Origin of the sequence: Streptomyces sp. NPDC091289, from assembly GCF_044757365.1 — a bacterium.
Taxonomy (GTDB): Bacteria; Actinomycetota; Actinomycetes; order Streptomycetales; family Streptomycetaceae; genus Streptomyces.
Genome location: NZ_JBIVUT010000004.1, coordinates 160351 through 177592, shown reverse-complemented (window position 1 = coordinate 177592; position 17242 = coordinate 160351). Strand labels below are relative to the sequence as shown.

Here is a 17242-nt window from a genome sequence, read left to right as displayed (position 1 = left end):
AAGGAGCCCTCCATGGCATCTGGCCCTCAACTCGGTAGCGCGGCACCGGACTTCACCCTCCCCGGCGGAGTACTGTCGGGCGGAGCGCAGTCGGGCTCGGGCGACACGTTCGAACGCGCCGACTACCGGCTGTCGTCCGCCCGGGGCCGGTCCGTGGTGCTGGCGTTCTACCCGGGGGACAACACCAGCGTCTGCACGAAGCAGCTGTGCTCGTACTCCTCGGGCATGGAGGCCTTCGAGGGTCTCGACGCCGATGTCTGGGGAATCAGTCCACAGGGTGTGGACAGCCACGAGTCGTTCGCCCGCGCCTATGACCTGCGCATGCCACTGCTCGCGGACGAGGGCCGGGAGACCGCCAAGGCGTACGGGGTCTCCGCACCGGGCATCGGGGTACGGCGGGCGGTCTTCCTCATCGGTCCGGACGGCGTTCTGCGCTGGAAGCACGTGGCGCTGCTCGGAGCGACCTTCCAGTCACTCTCCACACTCACCGACCGGTTGTCCGGCATCAAAGAAGCGTAAAGATTGCCGGAACCCGGCAGTGACCGAAGCGGGTGGTGTATGGGATCATCCAGCCAGATCGACGGAAAATGCTCGGGGGAAGTCGACAACAGGGGAGTGATCGCGTGACCTTCTTTCTCGGTCTCGGCATTGCGGGGATCGTGCTGCTCGCGCTCTCGCTCATCTTCGGCGGGGTCCTCGAAGGCCTCTTCGGCGGCGCGCTCGACGGCCTCTTCGACGGGCTGCTCTCGCTCCCGGTGATCGCCGGCTTCATCTCGATGCTCGGCTTCGGCGGAGCGATCGTGCTCGGCGCGACGAGCGCGGGGACGTTCGTGGCCACGGTCATCGGTGTCGCCGCCGGCCTGGCGGCGGGCTGGCTGACCTGGAAACTCAGCAAGGCCCTGATGCGCGACCAGACCCACGCCACCCCGCGCGACAGCGACCTGGTCGGCACCTCGGGATCCGTCGTGACGGCCATCCCGGCCGAGGGTTACGGCGAGGTGCTGCTGCGGCTGGGCGACCAGCCCGTGAAGTACGCCGCCAAGTCGGCCGCGCCCGTCGCACGCGGGACCGAGATCTGGGTGGAAGAGACGCTGTCGACCACATCGGTCGCGGTCCGCCCGGTGGAGCGCTGACCACGCATCCGCCGTACACATCCGCCCGTCCCGGCAACCACCCGTTACGACCCACCGTTCCGTTTCCGCGGTTACGCAACACACCGCACCGATCAACTCCATAGCACCGCCCCGCTCCACAACAATCTGCCGTCCCCCCACGGGAGGCAGGGGGGACACCTCTCATGAGTCCAGTTGTCATCGCCGTCATCGGCATCGTCGTACTCCTCGTTCTGCTCGGCCTCGTCGTCATCACGCGTTACAAGGTGGCCGGGCCCAGCGAGGCATTCATCATCACCGGCCGTCGCGGCAAGAAGTCGACGGATCCGGTCACCGGACAGACCAGCATCGACAACAGCGGCCAGAAGGTCGTCGTCGGTGGCGGCGTCTTCGTCGTGCCGTTCGTCCAGCAGAAGTTCACCCTGGACCTGTCCAGCCGCCACATCCCGATCGCGGTGCGCGGCGCCGTGACGCTGCGCGGCGTCAAGTCGAACCTCGAAGGCGTCGCGATCGTCAAGGTCGGCGGCAGCGAGGACGCGATCCGCGCCGCGGCGCAGCGCTTCCTCCAGCAGCAGGACGGCATCGTCGGCTTCACCCAGGAAGTGCTCTCCGGCGCACTCCGCGCGATCGTCGGCCGCATGTCGGTCGAGGACATCATCCGGGACCGGGCCGCGTTCGCCGGTCAGGTCGCGGAGGAGGCCGAGGCCAGCCTCTCCGGCCAGGGCCTCATCCTGGACGCCTTCCAGATCCAGGACATCACCACCGAGGGCTCCTACCTGGAGGACCTCGGCCGCCCGGAGGCCGCCCGCGCCAAGCAGGAGGCGGACATCGCCGAGGCGATCTCCAAGCGCGCCTCGGAGCAGGCCCGGCTGAAGGCGGCCGAGGAAATCGCCATCGCCGAGCGGACGTACTACCTGAAGCAGGCCGAGATCAAGGCCGAGACGGAAGCCGCGGCCGCCCAGGCCAACGCCGCCGGTCCGCTCGCCGAGGCCGCACGCCAGCAGGAAGTCCTCCAGGAGCAGGAGAAGGTCGCCGAGCGCCAGGCCGCGCTGACCGACCGCGAGCTGGACACGAAGGTCCGTAAGCCCGCCGACGCCGCCCGTTACCAGGCCGAGCAGGAGGCGGAGGCCCGCCGCATCGCCCAGGTCAAGGAGGCCGAGGCCGACGCGGAGCGCTCGCGCCTGACCGGTCAGGGTGAGAAGCTGCACCGTTCGGCGCTGGCCGACGCGGTCCGCATCGAGGGTGAGGCGGACGCCGCGGCGATCGCCGCCAGGGGTTCGGCCGAGGCCGAGGCCATGCAGAAGAAGGCCGACGCGTTCGCGCAGTACGGCGACGCGGCCGTCCTCCAGATGCTGGTCGAGGTCCTCCCGAGCGTCGTGGCGAAGGCCTCCGAGCCGCTGAGCGCCATCGACAAGATGACGGTCATCTCCACGGACGGCGCGAGCCAGCTGGCCCGTACGGTCACCGACAACGTCGCGCAGGGCATGGAACTGCTCACGTCGACGACGGGCGTGGACATGACGGCCCTCCTCCAGAACCTGAAGAGCCGCGTGGGCACGGTGCCCGCTCCGGCGACCTCGGACGCCCCGGAGGCGGACACCTCGACGTCGAAGAACGGCGAGATCGAGATCAAGGGCTGACAGCTGACGGCTGACGGCTGACGGCTGAGCCTCCGCAAGAGGCTGAGCCCGATCCCGTCACCAGTTACCCGTTACCCGTGCCCGTGCCCGTGCCCGGCAGCGACATATTCGCCGCCGGGCACGGGCGCGTCCGCGTCCTTTTCGGCTCCCTCCGCCTGCTTGGCTCCCTCCGCCTGCTGGGCGGCGGAAGCACGGCCGGCAGCGGCACGGGTGGCCGCGGCCAACCGCCCCCGCCACCCGCCGAGCTGTTCCTGTGCCTGCCAGTCGTCGGCATCGCCCCCGAGGTCGGCGATACGGTGCTCGGCCCAGCGCTCCCAGGCGGCGGCCTGCTGACAGTCCGGGCACTCGGTCTCCTCCGCCATGGCCCGGAAGACATGCTCGGTGCCGGGCCCGGCGCAGGTGACGAGAGGCGCAACGTACCGAGGACCGGCAGGCGGGACCGACGGGGGCTCGGCCTTCGCCTCCAGCTCAACACCCCGTGCGGGTGCGGGCAGGACGGCTTCGGGCATCATCAGCTCCATCCGGTACCGCAGGAACCCGACGGCGGACCGGACCCCGTCCGGCGGCAGATTGCTGCTCAGCACCCGCCGCAGCTCACCTCCGGACACCCCGCGCCGCATCCACTCCACAGCCTGCGCGACCAGCGATCGGGCCTGGAGAACGCCGAGACGAAGCTCCGCACTGGCATGCCGCAGCGACAACAACACCCGCTCGGCTTCGGCCTCTTCAGCGGTCAACGCCCCCACGGGAACTTTCGCGTCCGTAGCCGGGTCCGCGTTCGGAGCTTCGACAGGTGGGTGGGAAGAGTTCTTCCCCTGTTCTTCGTCTACCGGTAGTTGATGACCGACGGTCCGAGTAGTCGGCTGACCGACCGTCGGAGAGTGCGCACTCGGAGACGAGCCACCACCGAAACAGACACCCGCATCGGACCACAGAGCATGAGCCTCGGCCTCACCCAACGGAACGTTGGCGAACAGCTGATGGGTGACCCAGCGCCCCCGCTCGCCGACGGTCCGCTCCTCATGCACGAACCCGCACATGACCAACTGCTCCTTGGCCCGCTGAAACGCCCGCCCCTTGATGCCCAGCTTGCGGGCATGCTCGGACAACGCCAGATCGGTGCCGTCGTCGGGCAACCCCTGAACGTAAAGGATCAGAATCTTCGCGTCACTGCCCAGACGCGGATGACGCACGACGTCGTGCGAAGCCTTCGTGTAGCGCCGAGAGGGCGCGATAGCATGCCAAAGCATCCCGGTGGGACCTGTCTTTCCACTAGAGGGTGAAGGCCTCCGGTGTGGTGCTACGAACACCCCCGGGGGCCGCCCTGTGCGCGGGTACACACAGAGCGTGATGGCGAAATCACGGTACCGCAGCCGAGAAGGCGCAAGGGCCAAAAGCCGGAACACCCCACCCGACCAGGTGACTTACTGATTCCGAAGCCGCATGCTCAAGACAGCGTCTGCGAAAATCCGCATGCGGTCGCCGGGGCACAGTGATAGACCTCCGGCGTGGAAAACACCCTGGACTTCCCTGACCTGCTGCGCCTCATCGACGAACGGTCGACCGCCTTCCGCGCCGCGGTCGCCGCCGCCCCCAGCCTCGATGTGCGGGTGCCCACCTGTCCCGAGTGGACGCTGTTCGACCTGGTGCAGCACCTGGGCCAGGGCCGCCGCGCCTGGGCCGCCACCATCGCCGCAGGACCTGACGCCACGGCCAAGTCCGCCCCGCAGGACGACTCGTCCGCGCCTCGGGAACGCGAGGCCCTGCTTGCCTGGTTGGCCGCGTCGACACAAGAAATGCTGGACGCACTGCGGGAGGCCGGCCCGGACCGCGGTTGCTGGGTCTGGTGGGGCACGTCTCAGTCGCCGCGGACCTGTGGTGCCGTCGCCCGGCACCAGCTCCACGAGATAGCGGTGCACACCTACGACGCCCAACTCACGGTGGGCGCACCGCAGCCACTGCCGGACGAGGTGGCACTCGACGGTGTCGAGGAGTTCCTGACCACCATCTGCACGACGACGGTCGCCTGGCCGCACGACCCGGCCAAGGTCGACTACCACTCCACCGAGGGCCGCTCCTGGCGCAACGGCCTCTCCGCCGACGGCGCACGGCTCGACCGCCTGCCCGAACCCGGCACAGGGCCCACGGCCGACGCCTCCGCCCGAGGCACGGCCAACGAACTGGTCCTCGGCTTCTACGGCCGTATCCCGTTCGACTCCCTGAAGATCGAGGGCAACGGGCACATCTTCGACCAGCTGGTGGCCTGGGACCCGGAGCAGTAGTAGCGCCGAGAGGGCGTTTCCACCAGACGTTGACCAAGGGGAGCGACAGATGAGCCGACCGCTGCTGTTCCTCGATGTGGACGGCCCGCTCAACCCGTACGCCGCACAGCCGGAGAGACGCCCCAGCGGCTACACCACGCTCAGGGTCCCTGTGGAGAGCGGGATTTCAGGGAACCGCGGGGGCCTCTCGGCACGACGACGGCCACTGCGGCTCTGGCTCAACCCGGAGCACGGACCGGCACTGCTGCGGCTCGACTACGAGCTCTGCTGGGCCACCACATGGATGGCCGAGGCGAACCGGTGGATCGCCCCGACGCTCGGCCTCCCCGAACTCCCCTTCGTGGACTTCGGCGACGCCCTGTTCCGCGACCGCCCCGACGAAGTCCACTGGAAGACGGGCCCCTTGGTGGCCTACGCCGCCGGCCGCCCCTTCGCCTGGGTGGACGACGAGCAGAGCGCTCCGGACCATACGTACGTGGCCACGCACCACGAAGGCCCCGCGCTTCTCCACCACGTCAACCCACGACTGGGCCTGCGCGACGACGACTTCCGCACCCTCACCGACTTCGCACGCGACCTCCTGCGGACGACGGAAGACGGAGGACTGGTCGAATGATCGAGCGAGACACCGCGGTTCGGATAGTCGAGGAAGAGCTGGAACGCGCATACCAACGAGAGCTGTCGGCCGGGCTGGACCCGATGCGCATGGCTGTGTCGCACACCGAACAGCACGAGCTGGTATGGATCGTTTCCTGGACATCCGAGGAGTACCTGCGCACCCGGAATCCGGACCTCCTTCTGGCCGGGAACGGGCCGTACCTGGTCGACCGCGTCGACGGAAGCCTGCACTGGATCGGTGTCGTCTCCGCAGTGACCGACGCGTGGGAGGCGGACTACCGATCCCGCATTCGAGGGCAGGTCACGCGGACCGCGGTGGACGAACTGCACGACGAGATCCGGGCGGTGGCAGATGCCCGCGGGAGGATCTACGCCATGCACATCCTGCGCCGAAGACTGCCGGTGCTCTCCCACGCCCAGACCATCGAGTACGTGACCGCCCTGCGCAACGGCGACGCTCCGGCACACCTGGTAGAGGTCGCCACCGGAGAACTGGCACCGCCTACCGCCCCGTTCCTGTCCGTGGAGACCATCCGCGGAGCCGAGCCCCGTCGAGCACCGTGACCGCCCGGGCGGGTGACCACGGCACACTGAAACAACTAAGACAACTAAGACGACTGAGGCACTAAGCCACCGTGCGCACCGCCAGCCCTCGGCGCAGGCACTCGGTGAGGCGGGCCGCGATCGTCCCTTCGGGGTCACGGCGGGGGTTGAAGATCGTGACGTCCAGCCCGACGGCTCGCTTGTCGGCCAGCGCGGTCCGCAGCACGCTCTCCAGCTCCGCCCAGGTCAGCCCGCCGGGGAGGCGGTAGTCGACGGCAGGCATGATCGCGTCGTCCAGGACGTCGACATCGAGGTGGACCCAGTACCCGGCACGTGAACCACCGGTGAGCCGGTCGACCGCGTGACGCGCCGCGGCCGGGGCCCCGGCCGCACGCACATCGTCGAGGCCGACCGCGTGCAGTTGTGGCGGCAGAGGCTGCATCCCGTCCTCGGCGGACTCCGCAGAGTCACGGAAGCCGAAGGCGACGACATCCTCGTCCCGGACCAGGGGCCCACGGCCTTCGAGATCGGTGAGCACCCGAGGTCCGCGGCCCGTGGCCAGGGCGAGTTCCATCGAGGCCGCCTCACCGGCCGGATCGGCCGACGGCTGGTAGAAGTCGGTGTGCCCGTCGAGGAACAGGAGGCCGTACAGCCCTCGGCGGCGCAGGGCGAGGAGGTTGCCGAGCAGGATGCTGCAGTCGCCGCCGAGCTCCAGGGGAAAGCGGCCGGAGTCGAGGACGCGGCCGACGGCGTCGGCCAGGTGCACGGAGTACCGCGCGATGCCGTCAGGATTGAGGACCCCCGTGCCGGGATCCCGCGTCGCGTCGTAGGCCGGCGGCTCGACCCGGCCGGCCCGGACCACTCCGGGATGATCCGCCAGGCCGGCGCCGAGCAGAGCCCCCGGAAGCTCCTGGACACCGGACGGCCACAGCCCGAGCACGGACGGCGCCTCGATGACAGCAATGTCCCGCACGCTGCACACTCCTTCACCCGCGAACCCCCGCTGAGCGGCGCCGGCCCCGGCGCACCTCTCCGGCCCGCCTCAGGCATCGCCGCCCCCACAAGCCCATAGTCCCGCAAACAGGGCACAATGCCGAGCCGGCCGGGGGCGGGTGCAGCAGCCTTCAGGCATCCCGGGCGAGCTTCCGGGCCGCCGTCCGAACGCACACGGGGCCGCGCATCGGTGACCCGAACCGCGCAGACCTCGGCCATGCGGCTGGTCACCGCGCCCGGCGTGAGCGGCACTGCCGCGGGGCAGCTACGCCAAGGGAAGCGTGAACACGTAGGCGCGCTGCGCGGCGCATCCTTGGCAGGTGCCGGCGAACCGGGAGAGGAGGTGATCGTCCACTCGGGAAAGGTTGTTGCGCCAGAAGCAGCGGAACTCCCCGCAAGAACAGGCCCGGTGGCTGACATCGGTGAACGCGCTGATGTTGGAGTCGTGACCGCCCTCGGCCGCCGGCCACGGGAAGGCGTCGCCGCTGTCGTCATCAGGCAGCCCGTACTGCCTCCGCTTCCACGAAGCCTCCTCGGCGGTGAAAACTCCCTGCCCGGCGCATTCGAGACACAGGCCGGGCCCCGCGTTGTTTCCCGAACACCAGCATCTCCCGTAGCCGCCGTAGCCGCCGCTGCCGCCGCTGCCGCCGCTGTAGGGCCTGCCTTCGCAGATCATGCACACCCCCCACCCATGGCAGTCGTCGCACAACACACCACTGGACGTGCTGCGGGTGAAGGGCGGCTGGCCCGGCTGCCCTTCGGTGTACACGACCGGCGTCCATCCGGTGAACGACAGGATTCCGGGCCCCTTGCCCTCGTGGATCCTGACCTCGAAATCTCCGCGCCGGACCGTCGCCCCACTCTCACCGGGGAGGTCCGAAGACCGTCGGTGCAGGTTCCATCCGGCCACATCGAAGGCGTTCAGGGCGTCGTCGAAGCCGGGAGACGAGGGGTGATCGTCCCTCCCGGCGCAGACGAGGAACAGAAAACGGTGACCGACCGGCGCCGGGTCGCGCAGCCGTACCGGGTCGGTCCACTCACGGACCACCACCGGGCGGCGGCTCGGATACAGCGCGGAAGCGATCTCCAACAGCTGCCCTTTGAGCCACGCCGCACTTTCCGGGACGGCAGGCGCACGCTCATGCCCCTGTTCACCGGTCGTACTGGTCATGGTGGGTGTCGTCCCTCTCCTGCTCGGAGACGTTCATGATGGCAGCATCACGGCCTACCTCTGGAGCGCCGGCCACCAGTGCGTATCCAGGCTGTCAGCAGGGATGACCTCGACCCTCGCCAGAATCCTCTTGTCGAGGGCCCATACGAGGGCACGCAATTCACGGGCGCTCTTCCTGGGCAGTGCGTGGAACACGGTTTCGAGATGCTCGCGAAACCCGGCGCCATGGCACCCGCACTCAGGCAGGCCGCAATCAAGACTCATGGACGGGTCCACAAGCTGCCCGAGCGGGCCGTGGGCCAGAGCCTTCCAGTGCCAGAACGCTTCTTCCGTAGCTTCGGGCCAGAAGCGGGTCCGCTCCAGCCGACGCAGGTCAGCCGCGCAGGCCCCTGAGAGTTGATCGATGAACGGATACCGTCGCCGCCGCAGGAGGCGGGTGGGGAGGTCGCCCCGCAGGGCTGATGGGCGCCTACGCGGCATTGCCCTTTCGGTTGCCAGTCATGGGGGCAACGTACAGAACCACGGGTCGGGTGGCTACCGCGTATTTCCGGCGGCGTGCGCCCTGAGCCTGTTCGCTCCGCCCTCACCCGCGACCTGCTGCGCAGCAACGGCGTGCGGGTGCGGGAGACACCGTCGGGCGACGCGTTCGTACCGGAGGAGGCAGCTCTGGGCGCAGCTGTCATCTTCCGTTCGGCATCGCCCGGTGTCCGTCCGCAGACGACCCGCACGGCACCGACGCCGGCACGTACGCTGCGATCATGGATGACCCCGTGCTCACAGCCCGCGAACTGGTGCGGGACCGGTTTCCCGCCGCCCGGGCTGCCTTCCTCGCCGGCAGCGTACTGACCGACCGCCGGACACCCACGTCGGATCTGGACGTCGTGGTCCTCTTGGACGACCCGCTCGCTTCGGGCCGGCAGAACCTGGTGTATCGCGGATGGCCGGTGGAGCTGTTCGTACAGACAGAGGCCCGCTGGCACACTTTCGCCGACCAGGAGACCGCGAAGCGGAGTTCGCCTCTGCTCGCCATGTGCGCCGAGGGCATGCTCCTGGTGGACACGGACGGGCTGGGCGCTTCGCTCCAGGACGAGGCACGCACGCGCTGGGCCGCGGGCCCGCCGCCGCTCTCGGAGCATGAGCACGACTACCAGCGCTACATCCTGACCGACCTGCTCGACGACCTGCGGGGCTGCACGGACCCCGCGGAGCGGGTGTACCTGGTCTCGCACATGCTGCAGCGCGCCTCGGAGCTGGTCCTGCTGGTCGACGGGCACTGGCTCGGCACAGGCAAGTGGCTCTCACGACGGCTGGCCGCGGCCGCCCCCGAGACGCACCGCGCGCTGTCCGAATCTGCCGCGCAGGCGATCACCGGGGACACGAAGGACTTCGCGGAGGTCGTGGCGGGGGTGCTGGACCGGTCCGGTGGCGCCCTGTGGGACGGATACGCCATCCGGTGAGCCGGTGTCGGGGCGGAGCCTCCGATGTCAGCCGAGCGCCTTCTCGATGGCCTCGAAGATGTCGGCGTCGGTCTCCTGCTGCCAGGCCGGGAGACCGGGCCAGTCCGCGACGTAGCCCGGCTTCGGGTCATCGAAGTGCCTGAACATCTGGGCTGTCCAGCAGATCGCGACGAAGCGCCCACGCTGTTCACGCGAAAGGCGGGAAGCACTACCGCCACTGATCTCGACGAACTGACGCACCTGCTCGTACACGGCCCCGGCCGCTTCACGTTCCCACTGCGGGGTGTCCTCCCACGGGGTGACGTAACCGGCCTTCGGCTCACCGGGGAAGTGCCGGCGCACGCCCGCGATCCAGGCTTCCCGGAACAGTCGTGCACCCTCGGTCTGCGACATGCCATCCCCTCTCGTCACGGCGTACTCAGCGCGGCGATCTCCGCCCCCAGCTCCGCCACACGGTGGTCACGGCTCAGGAAGCCGAACTCGTCGGGCTGGAAGAGTCAACCCGCTGACTTCATGCCGTAGTTCTGATCCAACTCACAGGTTCTGAGCGAACTTTCGGCCGTCATGCGTGCGCACCCGGGGCGAACCGTCCAGCAGGGCGTCGGTGACCCGGACCGCGTAGACCTCGGCCATGCGCCCGGTCACCTCGTCGGGGGTGAGCCACTCGACTGCCGCGGATTCGTCGGACAGTTGCTCGTGACCGCCTTCGACGCGACAGCGGAAGACCAGGGCGACGATGCCACGGGAGGTGTTCTTGTAGACCCCGGTCAGCCGGTCGACCTGGACCTTGATGCCGGTCTCCTCGTAGACCTCGCGACGGACACCGTCCTCGGGGGCCTCGGCCAGCTCGAGCACACCTCCGGGCGGCTCCCAGGTCCCGTTGTCGGCCCGCTTGATCGTGAGTACGCGGCCGTCCTCCCGGACCACGATTCCGGCTACGGACACGGAGTGGAGCGGCGTTGACGAGCTCTCGGGGCGGATGTTACTCATGTACATGAGAATAGGAGACTCTGAAGGACTATGGCGAACAGCGACGTAACCTCTTCGGCCAAGGCGAAGTATCTCCAGATTGCCGACGATCTCGCCGCACAGATTCGGTCCGGCGTCCTGGGGGCCGGGGACGCCGTGCCGAGCGAGACGACGCTCATGGAACGTTACGGCGTCGCCTCGGGAACCGTACGCAAGGCGGTAGCGGAGCTACGAGCGACTCAGCTGATCGAGACCCACCATGGGCGGGGTTCGTTCGTCCGGTCTCGGCCGCCTGTACAGCGGAAGTCGTCCGACCGGTTCCGCCGTACGCACCGGAAGGCAGGCAGGGCGGCCTATCTCGCGGAAGCGGAGCAGTCCGGCGGCAAGCCGTCCGTGACCGTCCTCTTCATCGGCCCCACCGAGGCACCTGCGGAGATCGCCGAACGGTTGGGCGTACCCGCCGGCTCCCAGGTCCTCGCCCGCAAGCGCCGCTACTTCCGGGAAGGCGTGCCCACGGAAGAGGCCACCTCGTACCTCCCGTGGGACGTCGCGAAGGACATCCCGGAGATGTTCGCCGAGAACCCGGGCGGCGGCGGGATCTACGCCCGTCTCGAAGAACACGGCCACACCCTCGCGGAGTTCAGCGAAACCGTCCGGGCGCGCCTCGCGACCAAGGCCGAGGCCTCCGCACTCGCACTGAGTCCGGGCTCCCCCGTGATCCACCTCGTACGGAACGCGGAAACGAAGTCCGGACGTGCCGTGGAGGTGTGCGACACCATCATGGCTGCCGACCAGTTCGTCCTGGACTACCGTTTCGCAGCCGAAGACTGAGGCGACATCAGGGGCCGACAACCTGACGGCGCCGCCGTTGACTGCCACTTGACTCATGCACAGGAGTGGGGCACTCTTTCGGCTATCACTCATGTACATGAGCGAAGGAGATCGTCTCCTATATATGAGGTGTTCATGCCGTCGATCAAGGTTGCTGAGGTACGGATGACGCTGCGGGTCTCGCGCGACTCGGGCCGGACATGGGGATCTCTCACGGAAGTACGCGTGGGCGACGACCCCGTGCTCCCCGACAACCCCGGCGGCTTCCCGCCCTGCGCATGCACTCGGTGCGCGGAGCGGGAAGCCGCCGCCGACTGCCTGCGGATGGCGTCGTGATGCGGTGCAAGCACTGGCATCGAGTGTCGCTGGACCTGGCGCAGGAGGCTCGGCAGAAGGCCCCGTCCGGATGCGTCGACAGGGCCGTCCAGTGCCAACTGCCCGCTCACGAGGGCGACGAGCACTACGGACTCCTGGCCGAACTCGACACGTACGGCACCGCCCTCTGGCTCCGCCGGCGCGGGGCCTACGTGGACCTGGTCGTACTGCGGGACTGCCCGGCGGTCGCCCCAGGCCCCGACGGTGACGGCTGTTGTCTGTTCGCCGGCCACACCGAGCAGCACACCTGGGAAGACGCCTCGGAGGAGGTCCTGTGCACCAGTTGATCGCGACCCCGTGCAACGGAACGTTCCTGATCGCCCGCCTGCCGGGTCTGCCGACCGCTCGCCAAGACCAACCAGGAGGCGAAGGCACCGCTGAACACCTACTGCCAACACGGAGAAGAGGAAACACAATGACCACTGTCATGGTGGAGATCAGTCCCCGGCCACCGGTCACGGAGGATCCCGAAGGAGTCGCACTTCTGGGCGACCTGGAATCGCTGACCGAGGGAGCCACGCCGGGCTGCAACGACGACAACCCCTACCGATAGGCGGTCGGCCCCACAGAACCGCGGGGGCTCCGGAGCGTTCTTCTCACCGGAGCCCCCACACAGCGCACCGCTGTCTCGTTGAAGGAGGAGGTCCATGGCGACCACCCGCATCGGCCTCGACCAGCTGCCCGCCGCCGCCCGCGCCGCCGTCGAGCAGCACACCGGCCCGCTGCTCACCGTCACGGAGTCCGCCGGCGGCTTCAACAGCGAGGTCGCCGCCCGCATCACCTCCGCCACCGGCACCTGGCACGTCAAGGGTTTGCGTACCGACCACCCCCGCGCCTGGACGCAACGCCGGGAAGCCGACATCGCCCCCTTCCTCACCGGACTCGCCCCCGCCCTGCGCTGGCGAGCCGAGACCGCCGGGTGGGACCTCCTCGGCTTCGAAGCCCTCGACGGCCACCACGCCGACTACGGCACCGGCTCGCCAGACCTCCCCGAAGTCGCAGCCCTTCTGCGCCGGCTCGGCACCACTCCATGCCCCGACATCGAACTGCGCCGAGCCGAGCAACGCCTTGAGCAGTGCGCCACCACCCCCGACGATCTCCACTTCTTCGCCGGTGACCACCTCCTGCACACCGACCTCAACAACACCAACGTGCTCGTCAACGACCGTGCTCCGCAAGCTGATCGTGCGCGCATCGTCGACTGGGCCTGGGCCACCCGGGGCGCCGCCTGGCTCGACGCCGGCTACTGGATCATCTGGCTCATCGCCTCCGGCCACACCCCTTCCTCTGCCGAACACTGGGCGTCCGAAATCCCCGCCTGGCGCGTCGCGCCGGCCGAAGGCATCACCGCCTTCGCCTCCGCCAACCACAACCTCTGGGACGAGATCAGCACCGCCGACCCGAACCCGTGGACCCGGCGCTTGGCGGGGGCCGCCACCGCCTGGCGTGAGCACCGCAGGCCGGGCTGAAGCCCGCTCGCCGCATCGAGCGACCGCCGCGAGGGGCCATGCGCGTGCGCCGAGGGCCACAGGGGAAACCTGCGGCCCTCGGCCCGCTGTGTCCTGGGAGGGCTTCTAATACTCCAGTGTGGTTTCGTGATCACGTGCGGGTCGACTGCACCCGGACCTGCCCGAAGATCGTTGAGTCGACCCGCAGTTGCAGGCGGGCTCTGTGGGCAGACATATTGATGGTCGGGCCAGGAACCGAACTGCTGCAGCACACGTCTCCCGCACCATGATCTCAAGCGAGCACCAAGAGCACGCGATTTCCACCAGGCTGGTCTCGCCGTCCTCGGTGAGTGTGGATCCGTCGAAGGTCAACGACTACAACAGCTTCGCCGAGGCGTACACGGCCGCGAATGAAACCAACCTGGTCAATGCCTACTACGAGCGTCCCGCGATGCTGGCCCTCGCTGGAGACGTGGCTGGCCGGCGGACCCTCGACGCCGGCTGTGGCTCGGGGCTCCTGTTTGCCGCGCTGCGCGACCGTGGCGCCATTGTCAGTGGCTTCGACTCGAGTGCCGGGATGCTGGGGCTGGCCCGGCAGCGGCTCGGCGATGGTGCAAATCTGCAGGTGGCAGACCTGGGCAGCCCGCTTCCCTACCCTGATGACACGTTCGACGATGTAGTGGCGTCCCTGGTGCTTCACTACCTGGAAGACTGGGAGTCGGCACTGGCCGAGCTGCGACGCGTACTCAGGCCCGGCGGTCGGCTGATCGCGTCTGTCGACCATCCCTTTGCCGTCAACCTCATTCACCGCGAGGCCGGTCGCGAGGGCGAGTGCAACTATTTCGACACCACCAACTGGACCGTGGAGTGGAGCATGGGCGGCCAGACCACCCTGGTGAGTCGCTGGAACAGGCCGCTGCACGCGATGATCGAGGCTTTCACCGGGGCCGGTTTCCGGATTACGGTCATCAGCGAGCCGGAGCCTGATCCCGCCGCCCGCGAGCTGTTCCCCGAGGCCATCGCGGCCGAGCCGCGCTTCCTGTGCTTCCTGTTCTTCGTACTGCAAGCGGATTAGCACTCCTGTATGCAGTCTCGCGATGGCCCAGGGCGCCGACGGCCAGTACCGCAGCGCCTGACGCAGGCGGCCGCCGCGACTGCCGGGAGCAGCGTCCGTGGGTCGCTGAAGTCGAGTGCGCCGAAGATGCTGTAGACGACGTCGAGACAGCCCGGGTGGGCCTGGAGGTAGGCGGCAGCGTCATCGTGGACGAAGTCCAGGCCGCACACGTCTCCGTAGACGTTGCTGCTGCGGGCGTGCTGAGCGGCTGAGCTGTCGATCGCGACGACCCGCGCAGCTCCCAACTCGGCCGCCACATAAGCAGCCTGGTGGCCCGCTCCGGCGCCCAGCTCCGCGACGGTGCGACCGGTGAGGTCGCCCAGCAGTTCGTCCCCCGGCCCGATCCGTTGGTACCAGTCCCAGTGGAGGCCGCTGGTGGAACGGCTCCCGTGCGAAGTTGCTCCGTAGTGGTGCCAGCGGTCAGGCCCAGCGGTCGGGGAAGTCGAGGTCACAGCCCACAGACTGGCCCACCCGTGGTGATCAGTACGGGACTCTCGCCGTATTCACCCTTACGCGATCGAACCCGGGCTCCTGTTCTTGGAAACCCGGGGCCCCGCCCCTCAGCACTCCCCCCGGTCCCGCCCCGCCGAGTACAGATAGCTGTCCCGGAACTGCTCCGCCCCCAGCGTCCGGCCCACCATGATGACCGCCGTCCGGATCACCCCCGCCGCCTTCACCTGCTCGGCGATCGAGTCCAGCGGGCCCCGCAGGATGATCTCGTCCGGGCGGGACGCCATCGCCACCACCGCCGTCGGGCAGTCCGCCCCGTAGTACGGGAGCAGTTCGTCGACCACGCGGTCCACGTAGCGCGCCGCCAGGTGCAGGACGATCAGGGCGCCGCTGCGGCCCAGCGTGGCCAGGTCCTCGCCCTCCGGCATCGCCGTGGCGCGCTGCGCGATGCGGGTCAGGATCACCGTCTGGCCGACCGTCGGGACCGTCAGTTCGCGCTTCAGTGCCGCGGCCGCCGCCGCGAACGCGGGGACGCCGGGGACGACCTCGTACGGCACACCCGCCTCGTCCAGGCGCTTCATCTGTTCGTTCACCGCGCTGAACACCGACGGGTCGCCCGAGTGCAGCCGCGCCACGTCGTGGCCGTCCTCGTGGGCCCGGACCAGCTCCGCCGTGATCTGCCCGATGTCGAGGTTCGCCGTGTCGATCAGGCGGGCGTCCTTCGGGCACTCGGCCAGCAGCTCGACCGGGACCAGGCTGCCCGCGTACAGGCAGACCGGGCTGGCGGCGAGCAGACGCGCGCCGCGCACCGTGATCAGGTCGGCCGCGCCGGGGCCCGCGCCGATGAAGTACACCGTCATGATCGATCTCCCTTGTGCGAACGTGCCCCGGAACCCGAGGGCTTGATTGCCGACCACTGCGTTACGGGCATGGCCTGGCGCCAGCCGGTGAAGCCGCCGACCGGGACGGCGTGGGCGACCGCGAGGCGCACCAGTTCGCCGCCGTGCGCCTTGTGCCGCTCGGCCAGCAGCGCCTCCGACTCCAGCGTCACCGTGTTCGCGACCAGTCGGCCCCCCGGCCGCAGCGCCTCCCAGCACGCGTCCAGCAGGCCCGGCGCGGTCAGGCCGCCGCCGATGAACACCGCGTCCGGCGCTTCCAGTTCGGCCAGTTCGGACAGTGCCGCCGGGGCCGGGCCGGTGACGACCCTCAGCCCGGGGACCCCCAGGCGTTCCGCGTTACGCGTGATCCGCTCCGCCCGCACCGGGTCCCGCTCCACGCTCACCGCCCGGCAGGACGGGTGCGCCCGCAGCCACTCGATCGCGATCGAGCCGGAGCCGCCGCCCACGTCCCAGAGCAGTTCTCCGGGCGCGGGCGCCAGGGTCCCGAGCGTGGCCGCCCGGATGTGCCGCTTGGTGAGCTGGCCGTCGTGCTCGTACGCCTCGTCCGGCAGACCCGGGACCGTGCCCAGCCGCAGGGCCTCCGCCGACGCCCGGCATTCGATCGCGATGACGTTCAGCCGGTCCCCCGGGGGGTGGGCCCAGCCTTGCGCGATGCCGTCCACATGCCCCTCGTCCTCGCTGCCCAGCTGTTCCAGCACCCTCAGTCGGCTCGGGCCGAAGCCGTGCGCCGTGAGGAGCGCGGCGACCGTCGCGGGCGTGCTCGCGTCCGCGCTCAGGACCAGCACTCGGCGGCCCTCGTACAGGGACGCCGCCAGCCTCGCCGCCGGGCGGCCCACCAGCGTCACGACCTCCGTGTCCTCCAGCGGCCAGCCGAGGCGCGCGCAGGCGTACGAGACGGAGGACGGGTGCGGGAGTACCCGGAGCGACTCCGGGCCCAGCTCCTCCGCGAGCGCCCGCCCGATCCCGTAGAACATCGGGTCCCCGCTCGCCAGCACCGCGATCCGGCGCTCCCGGTGCTCGGCGAGCAGGCGGGGGACGGCCGGCCTCAGCGGGGACGGCCAGCCCACCCGGACACCGGCGCACTCCGGCGGGAGCAGCTCCAGCTGGCGCGCCCCGCCGATCAGCACCTCCGCCTCCCGCAGCGCCCCCCGCGCCGTACCGGACAGGCCGGGCCAGCCGTCCGCGCCGATCCCCACAACGGAGACGGGGTGCGGAAGCGGGGCAGCAGGGGCAGGGGCGGCAGACACGGTCGGGACCTCGTTCAGCGGAGGGGGTAGAAACGGCGGGGAAGGCGCGGGGCAACGCTGCCGAACTTTACTGAACGCCCCGTTCCGACCCCT

General features: G+C 69.5%; 20 protein-coding genes. 12 read left to right on the top strand and 8 right to left on the bottom strand.

Going from position 1 to position 17242, the window contains the following annotated elements:
- Positions 1–12: 12 nt before the first annotated feature.
- The 3 genes from ACIQPT_RS06650 (at position 13) to ACIQPT_RS06640 (ending at position 2752) form a co-directional block, all read left to right on the top strand.
- Positions 13–519: a peroxiredoxin gene (locus tag ACIQPT_RS06650; RefSeq protein ID WP_401153308.1), complete on the top strand. Its 507-nt coding sequence runs from the start codon at positions 13–15 to the stop codon at positions 517–519.
- A gap of 104 nt (positions 520–623) precedes the next feature.
- On the top strand, positions 624–1133 hold the full coding sequence (locus ACIQPT_RS06645) for an NfeD family protein (protein ID WP_401153306.1): 510 nt from the start codon (positions 624–626) through the stop codon (positions 1131–1133).
- 164 nt (positions 1134–1297) lie between these two features.
- The gene (locus tag ACIQPT_RS06640) at positions 1298–2752 is read left to right on the top strand and encodes a flotillin family protein (RefSeq protein ID WP_401153305.1); all 1455 of its coding nucleotides are present in this window, start codon (positions 1298–1300) and stop codon (positions 2750–2752) included.
- A 71-nt stretch (positions 2753–2823) separates the two neighbouring features.
- Here the strand turns inward: ACIQPT_RS06640 and ACIQPT_RS06635 are convergent, their stop codons facing one another.
- Complete coding sequence (locus tag ACIQPT_RS06635; protein ID WP_401153303.1) at positions 2824–4002, bottom strand: hypothetical protein; 1179 nt, start codon at positions 4000–4002, stop codon at positions 2824–2826.
- 258 nt (positions 4003–4260) lie between these two features.
- Here ACIQPT_RS06635 and ACIQPT_RS06630 point away from each other — a divergent pair, with 258 nt between their 5' ends.
- Genes ACIQPT_RS06630 through ACIQPT_RS06620 form a run of 3 tightly spaced genes read left to right on the top strand, consistent with a single transcriptional unit; the run spans position 4261 to position 6216 of the window.
- Positions 4261–5034 carry a maleylpyruvate isomerase family mycothiol-dependent enzyme gene (locus tag ACIQPT_RS06630; RefSeq protein ID WP_401153301.1) on the top strand — a complete coding sequence of 258 codons (774 nt, stop codon included), beginning with the start codon at positions 4261–4263 and terminating at the stop codon, positions 5032–5034.
- 49 nt (positions 5035–5083) lie between these two features.
- Entirely contained in the window at positions 5084–5650 is a 567-nt protein-coding gene (locus ACIQPT_RS06625) for a hypothetical protein (protein WP_401153299.1), read from the top strand.
- Positions 5647–6216, top strand: coding sequence for a YrhB domain-containing protein (locus ACIQPT_RS06620; protein WP_401153298.1), 570 nt, complete (start codon positions 5647–5649; stop codon positions 6214–6216). The genes ACIQPT_RS06625 and ACIQPT_RS06620 overlap by 4 nt, the downstream gene beginning before the upstream one ends.
- 61 nt (positions 6217–6277) lie before the next feature.
- On the opposite strand, the gene ACIQPT_RS06615 is transcribed toward ACIQPT_RS06620, so the two are convergent.
- Together ACIQPT_RS06615 and ACIQPT_RS06610 are read right to left on the bottom strand one after the other, a co-directional pair.
- A complete protein-coding gene (locus ACIQPT_RS06615) occupies positions 6278–7168 on the bottom strand; it encodes an arginase family protein (protein ID WP_401153297.1) in 891 nt (296 codons plus the stop codon).
- A 285-nt stretch (positions 7169–7453) separates the two neighbouring features.
- Positions 7454–8359 (bottom strand): hypothetical protein, encoded by a 906-nt coding sequence (locus ACIQPT_RS06610; protein ID WP_401153296.1) that lies wholly within the window; start codon positions 8357–8359, stop codon positions 7454–7456.
- 758 nt (positions 8360–9117) lie between these two features.
- On the opposite strand from ACIQPT_RS06610, the gene ACIQPT_RS06605 reads away from it, so the two are divergent.
- Positions 9118–9816: a nucleotidyltransferase domain-containing protein gene (locus tag ACIQPT_RS06605; RefSeq protein WP_401153294.1), complete on the top strand. Its 699-nt coding sequence runs from the start codon at positions 9118–9120 to the stop codon at positions 9814–9816.
- Positions 9817–9843: 27 nt separating this feature from the next.
- Here the strand turns inward: ACIQPT_RS06605 and ACIQPT_RS06600 are convergent, their stop codons facing one another.
- Both ACIQPT_RS06600 and ACIQPT_RS06595 read right to left on the bottom strand, forming a co-directional pair.
- Positions 9844–10209 (bottom strand): hypothetical protein, encoded by a 366-nt coding sequence (locus ACIQPT_RS06600; RefSeq protein WP_401153292.1) that lies wholly within the window; start codon positions 10207–10209, stop codon positions 9844–9846.
- A gap of 141 nt (positions 10210–10350) precedes the next feature.
- Positions 10351–10818, bottom strand: coding sequence for an NUDIX hydrolase (locus ACIQPT_RS06595; protein WP_401153551.1), 468 nt, complete (start codon positions 10816–10818; stop codon positions 10351–10353).
- An 18-nt stretch (positions 10819–10836) separates the two neighbouring features.
- Here ACIQPT_RS06595 and ACIQPT_RS06590 point away from each other — a divergent pair, with 18 nt between their 5' ends.
- From ACIQPT_RS06590 to ACIQPT_RS06570, 5 genes are all read left to right on the top strand, one after another.
- Positions 10837–11616 carry a GntR family transcriptional regulator gene (locus tag ACIQPT_RS06590; protein WP_401153290.1) on the top strand — a complete coding sequence of 260 codons (780 nt, stop codon included), beginning with the start codon at positions 10837–10839 and terminating at the stop codon, positions 11614–11616.
- Positions 11617–11951: 335 nt separating this feature from the next.
- Positions 11952–12278: a hypothetical protein gene (locus ACIQPT_RS06585; RefSeq protein WP_401153550.1), complete on the top strand. Its 327-nt coding sequence runs from the start codon at positions 11952–11954 to the stop codon at positions 12276–12278.
- 128 nt (positions 12279–12406) lie between these two features.
- Positions 12407–12544 carry a hypothetical protein gene (locus ACIQPT_RS06580; protein WP_401153289.1) on the top strand — a complete coding sequence of 46 codons (138 nt, stop codon included), beginning with the start codon at positions 12407–12409 and terminating at the stop codon, positions 12542–12544.
- A 94-nt stretch (positions 12545–12638) separates the two neighbouring features.
- Complete coding sequence (locus ACIQPT_RS06575) at positions 12639–13460, top strand: aminoglycoside phosphotransferase (protein WP_401153288.1); 822 nt, start codon at positions 12639–12641, stop codon at positions 13458–13460.
- Between the two features lie 265 nt (positions 13461–13725).
- Positions 13726–14514 carry a class I SAM-dependent methyltransferase gene (locus ACIQPT_RS06570; RefSeq protein WP_401153286.1) on the top strand — a complete coding sequence of 263 codons (789 nt, stop codon included), beginning with the start codon at positions 13726–13728 and terminating at the stop codon, positions 14512–14514.
- Here the strand turns inward: ACIQPT_RS06570 and ACIQPT_RS06565 are convergent.
- From ACIQPT_RS06565 to cbiE, 3 genes are all read right to left on the bottom strand, one after another.
- Entirely contained in the window at positions 14511–15005 is a 495-nt protein-coding gene (locus ACIQPT_RS06565) for a class I SAM-dependent methyltransferase (protein WP_401153284.1), read from the bottom strand. The two genes, ACIQPT_RS06570 and ACIQPT_RS06565, sit on opposite strands and share 4 nt — an antisense overlap.
- A gap of 108 nt (positions 15006–15113) precedes the next feature.
- Positions 15114–15863 carry a precorrin-4 C(11)-methyltransferase gene (gene cobM / locus ACIQPT_RS06560; protein WP_401153282.1) on the bottom strand — a complete coding sequence of 250 codons (750 nt, stop codon included), beginning with the start codon at positions 15861–15863 and terminating at the stop codon, positions 15114–15116.
- Positions 15860–17149: a precorrin-6y C5,15-methyltransferase (decarboxylating) subunit CbiE gene (gene cbiE, locus ACIQPT_RS06555; RefSeq protein WP_401153280.1), complete on the bottom strand. Its 1290-nt coding sequence runs from the start codon at positions 17147–17149 to the stop codon at positions 15860–15862. Before cbiE ends, cobM begins: the two co-directional genes overlap by 4 nt.
- Positions 17150–17242 lie beyond the last annotated feature (93 nt).

Coding starts and splice junctions, on each gene's coding strand:
- ACIQPT_RS06605 (WP_401153294.1), top strand. CDS start 9,118: ATGGATGACCCCGTGCTCACAGCCCGCGAACTGGTGCGGGACCGGTTT.
- ACIQPT_RS06635 (WP_401153303.1), bottom strand. CDS start 4,002: ATGCTTTGGCATGCTATCGCGCCCTCTCGGCGCTACACGAAGGCTTCG.
- ACIQPT_RS06640 (WP_401153305.1), top strand. CDS start 1,298: ATGAGTCCAGTTGTCATCGCCGTCATCGGCATCGTCGTACTCCTCGTT.
- ACIQPT_RS06570 (WP_401153286.1), top strand. CDS start 13,726: ATGATCTCAAGCGAGCACCAAGAGCACGCGATTTCCACCAGGCTGGTC.
- cobM (WP_401153282.1), bottom strand. CDS start 15,863: ATGACGGTGTACTTCATCGGCGCGGGCCCCGGCGCGGCCGACCTGATC.
- ACIQPT_RS06650 (WP_401153308.1), top strand. CDS start 13: ATGGCATCTGGCCCTCAACTCGGTAGCGCGGCACCGGACTTCACCCTC.
- ACIQPT_RS06600 (WP_401153292.1), bottom strand. CDS start 10,209: ATGTCGCAGACCGAGGGTGCACGACTGTTCCGGGAAGCCTGGATCGCG.
- ACIQPT_RS06590 (WP_401153290.1), top strand. CDS start 10,837: ATGGCGAACAGCGACGTAACCTCTTCGGCCAAGGCGAAGTATCTCCAG.
- ACIQPT_RS06625 (WP_401153299.1), top strand. CDS start 5,084: ATGAGCCGACCGCTGCTGTTCCTCGATGTGGACGGCCCGCTCAACCCG.
- ACIQPT_RS06620 (WP_401153298.1), top strand. CDS start 5,647: ATGATCGAGCGAGACACCGCGGTTCGGATAGTCGAGGAAGAGCTGGAA.
- ACIQPT_RS06610 (WP_401153296.1), bottom strand. CDS start 8,359: ATGACCAGTACGACCGGTGAACAGGGGCATGAGCGTGCGCCTGCCGTC.
- ACIQPT_RS06575 (WP_401153288.1), top strand. CDS start 12,639: ATGGCGACCACCCGCATCGGCCTCGACCAGCTGCCCGCCGCCGCCCGC.
- ACIQPT_RS06580 (WP_401153289.1), top strand. CDS start 12,407: ATGACCACTGTCATGGTGGAGATCAGTCCCCGGCCACCGGTCACGGAG.
- ACIQPT_RS06585 (WP_401153550.1), top strand. CDS start 11,952: ATGCGGTGCAAGCACTGGCATCGAGTGTCGCTGGACCTGGCGCAGGAG.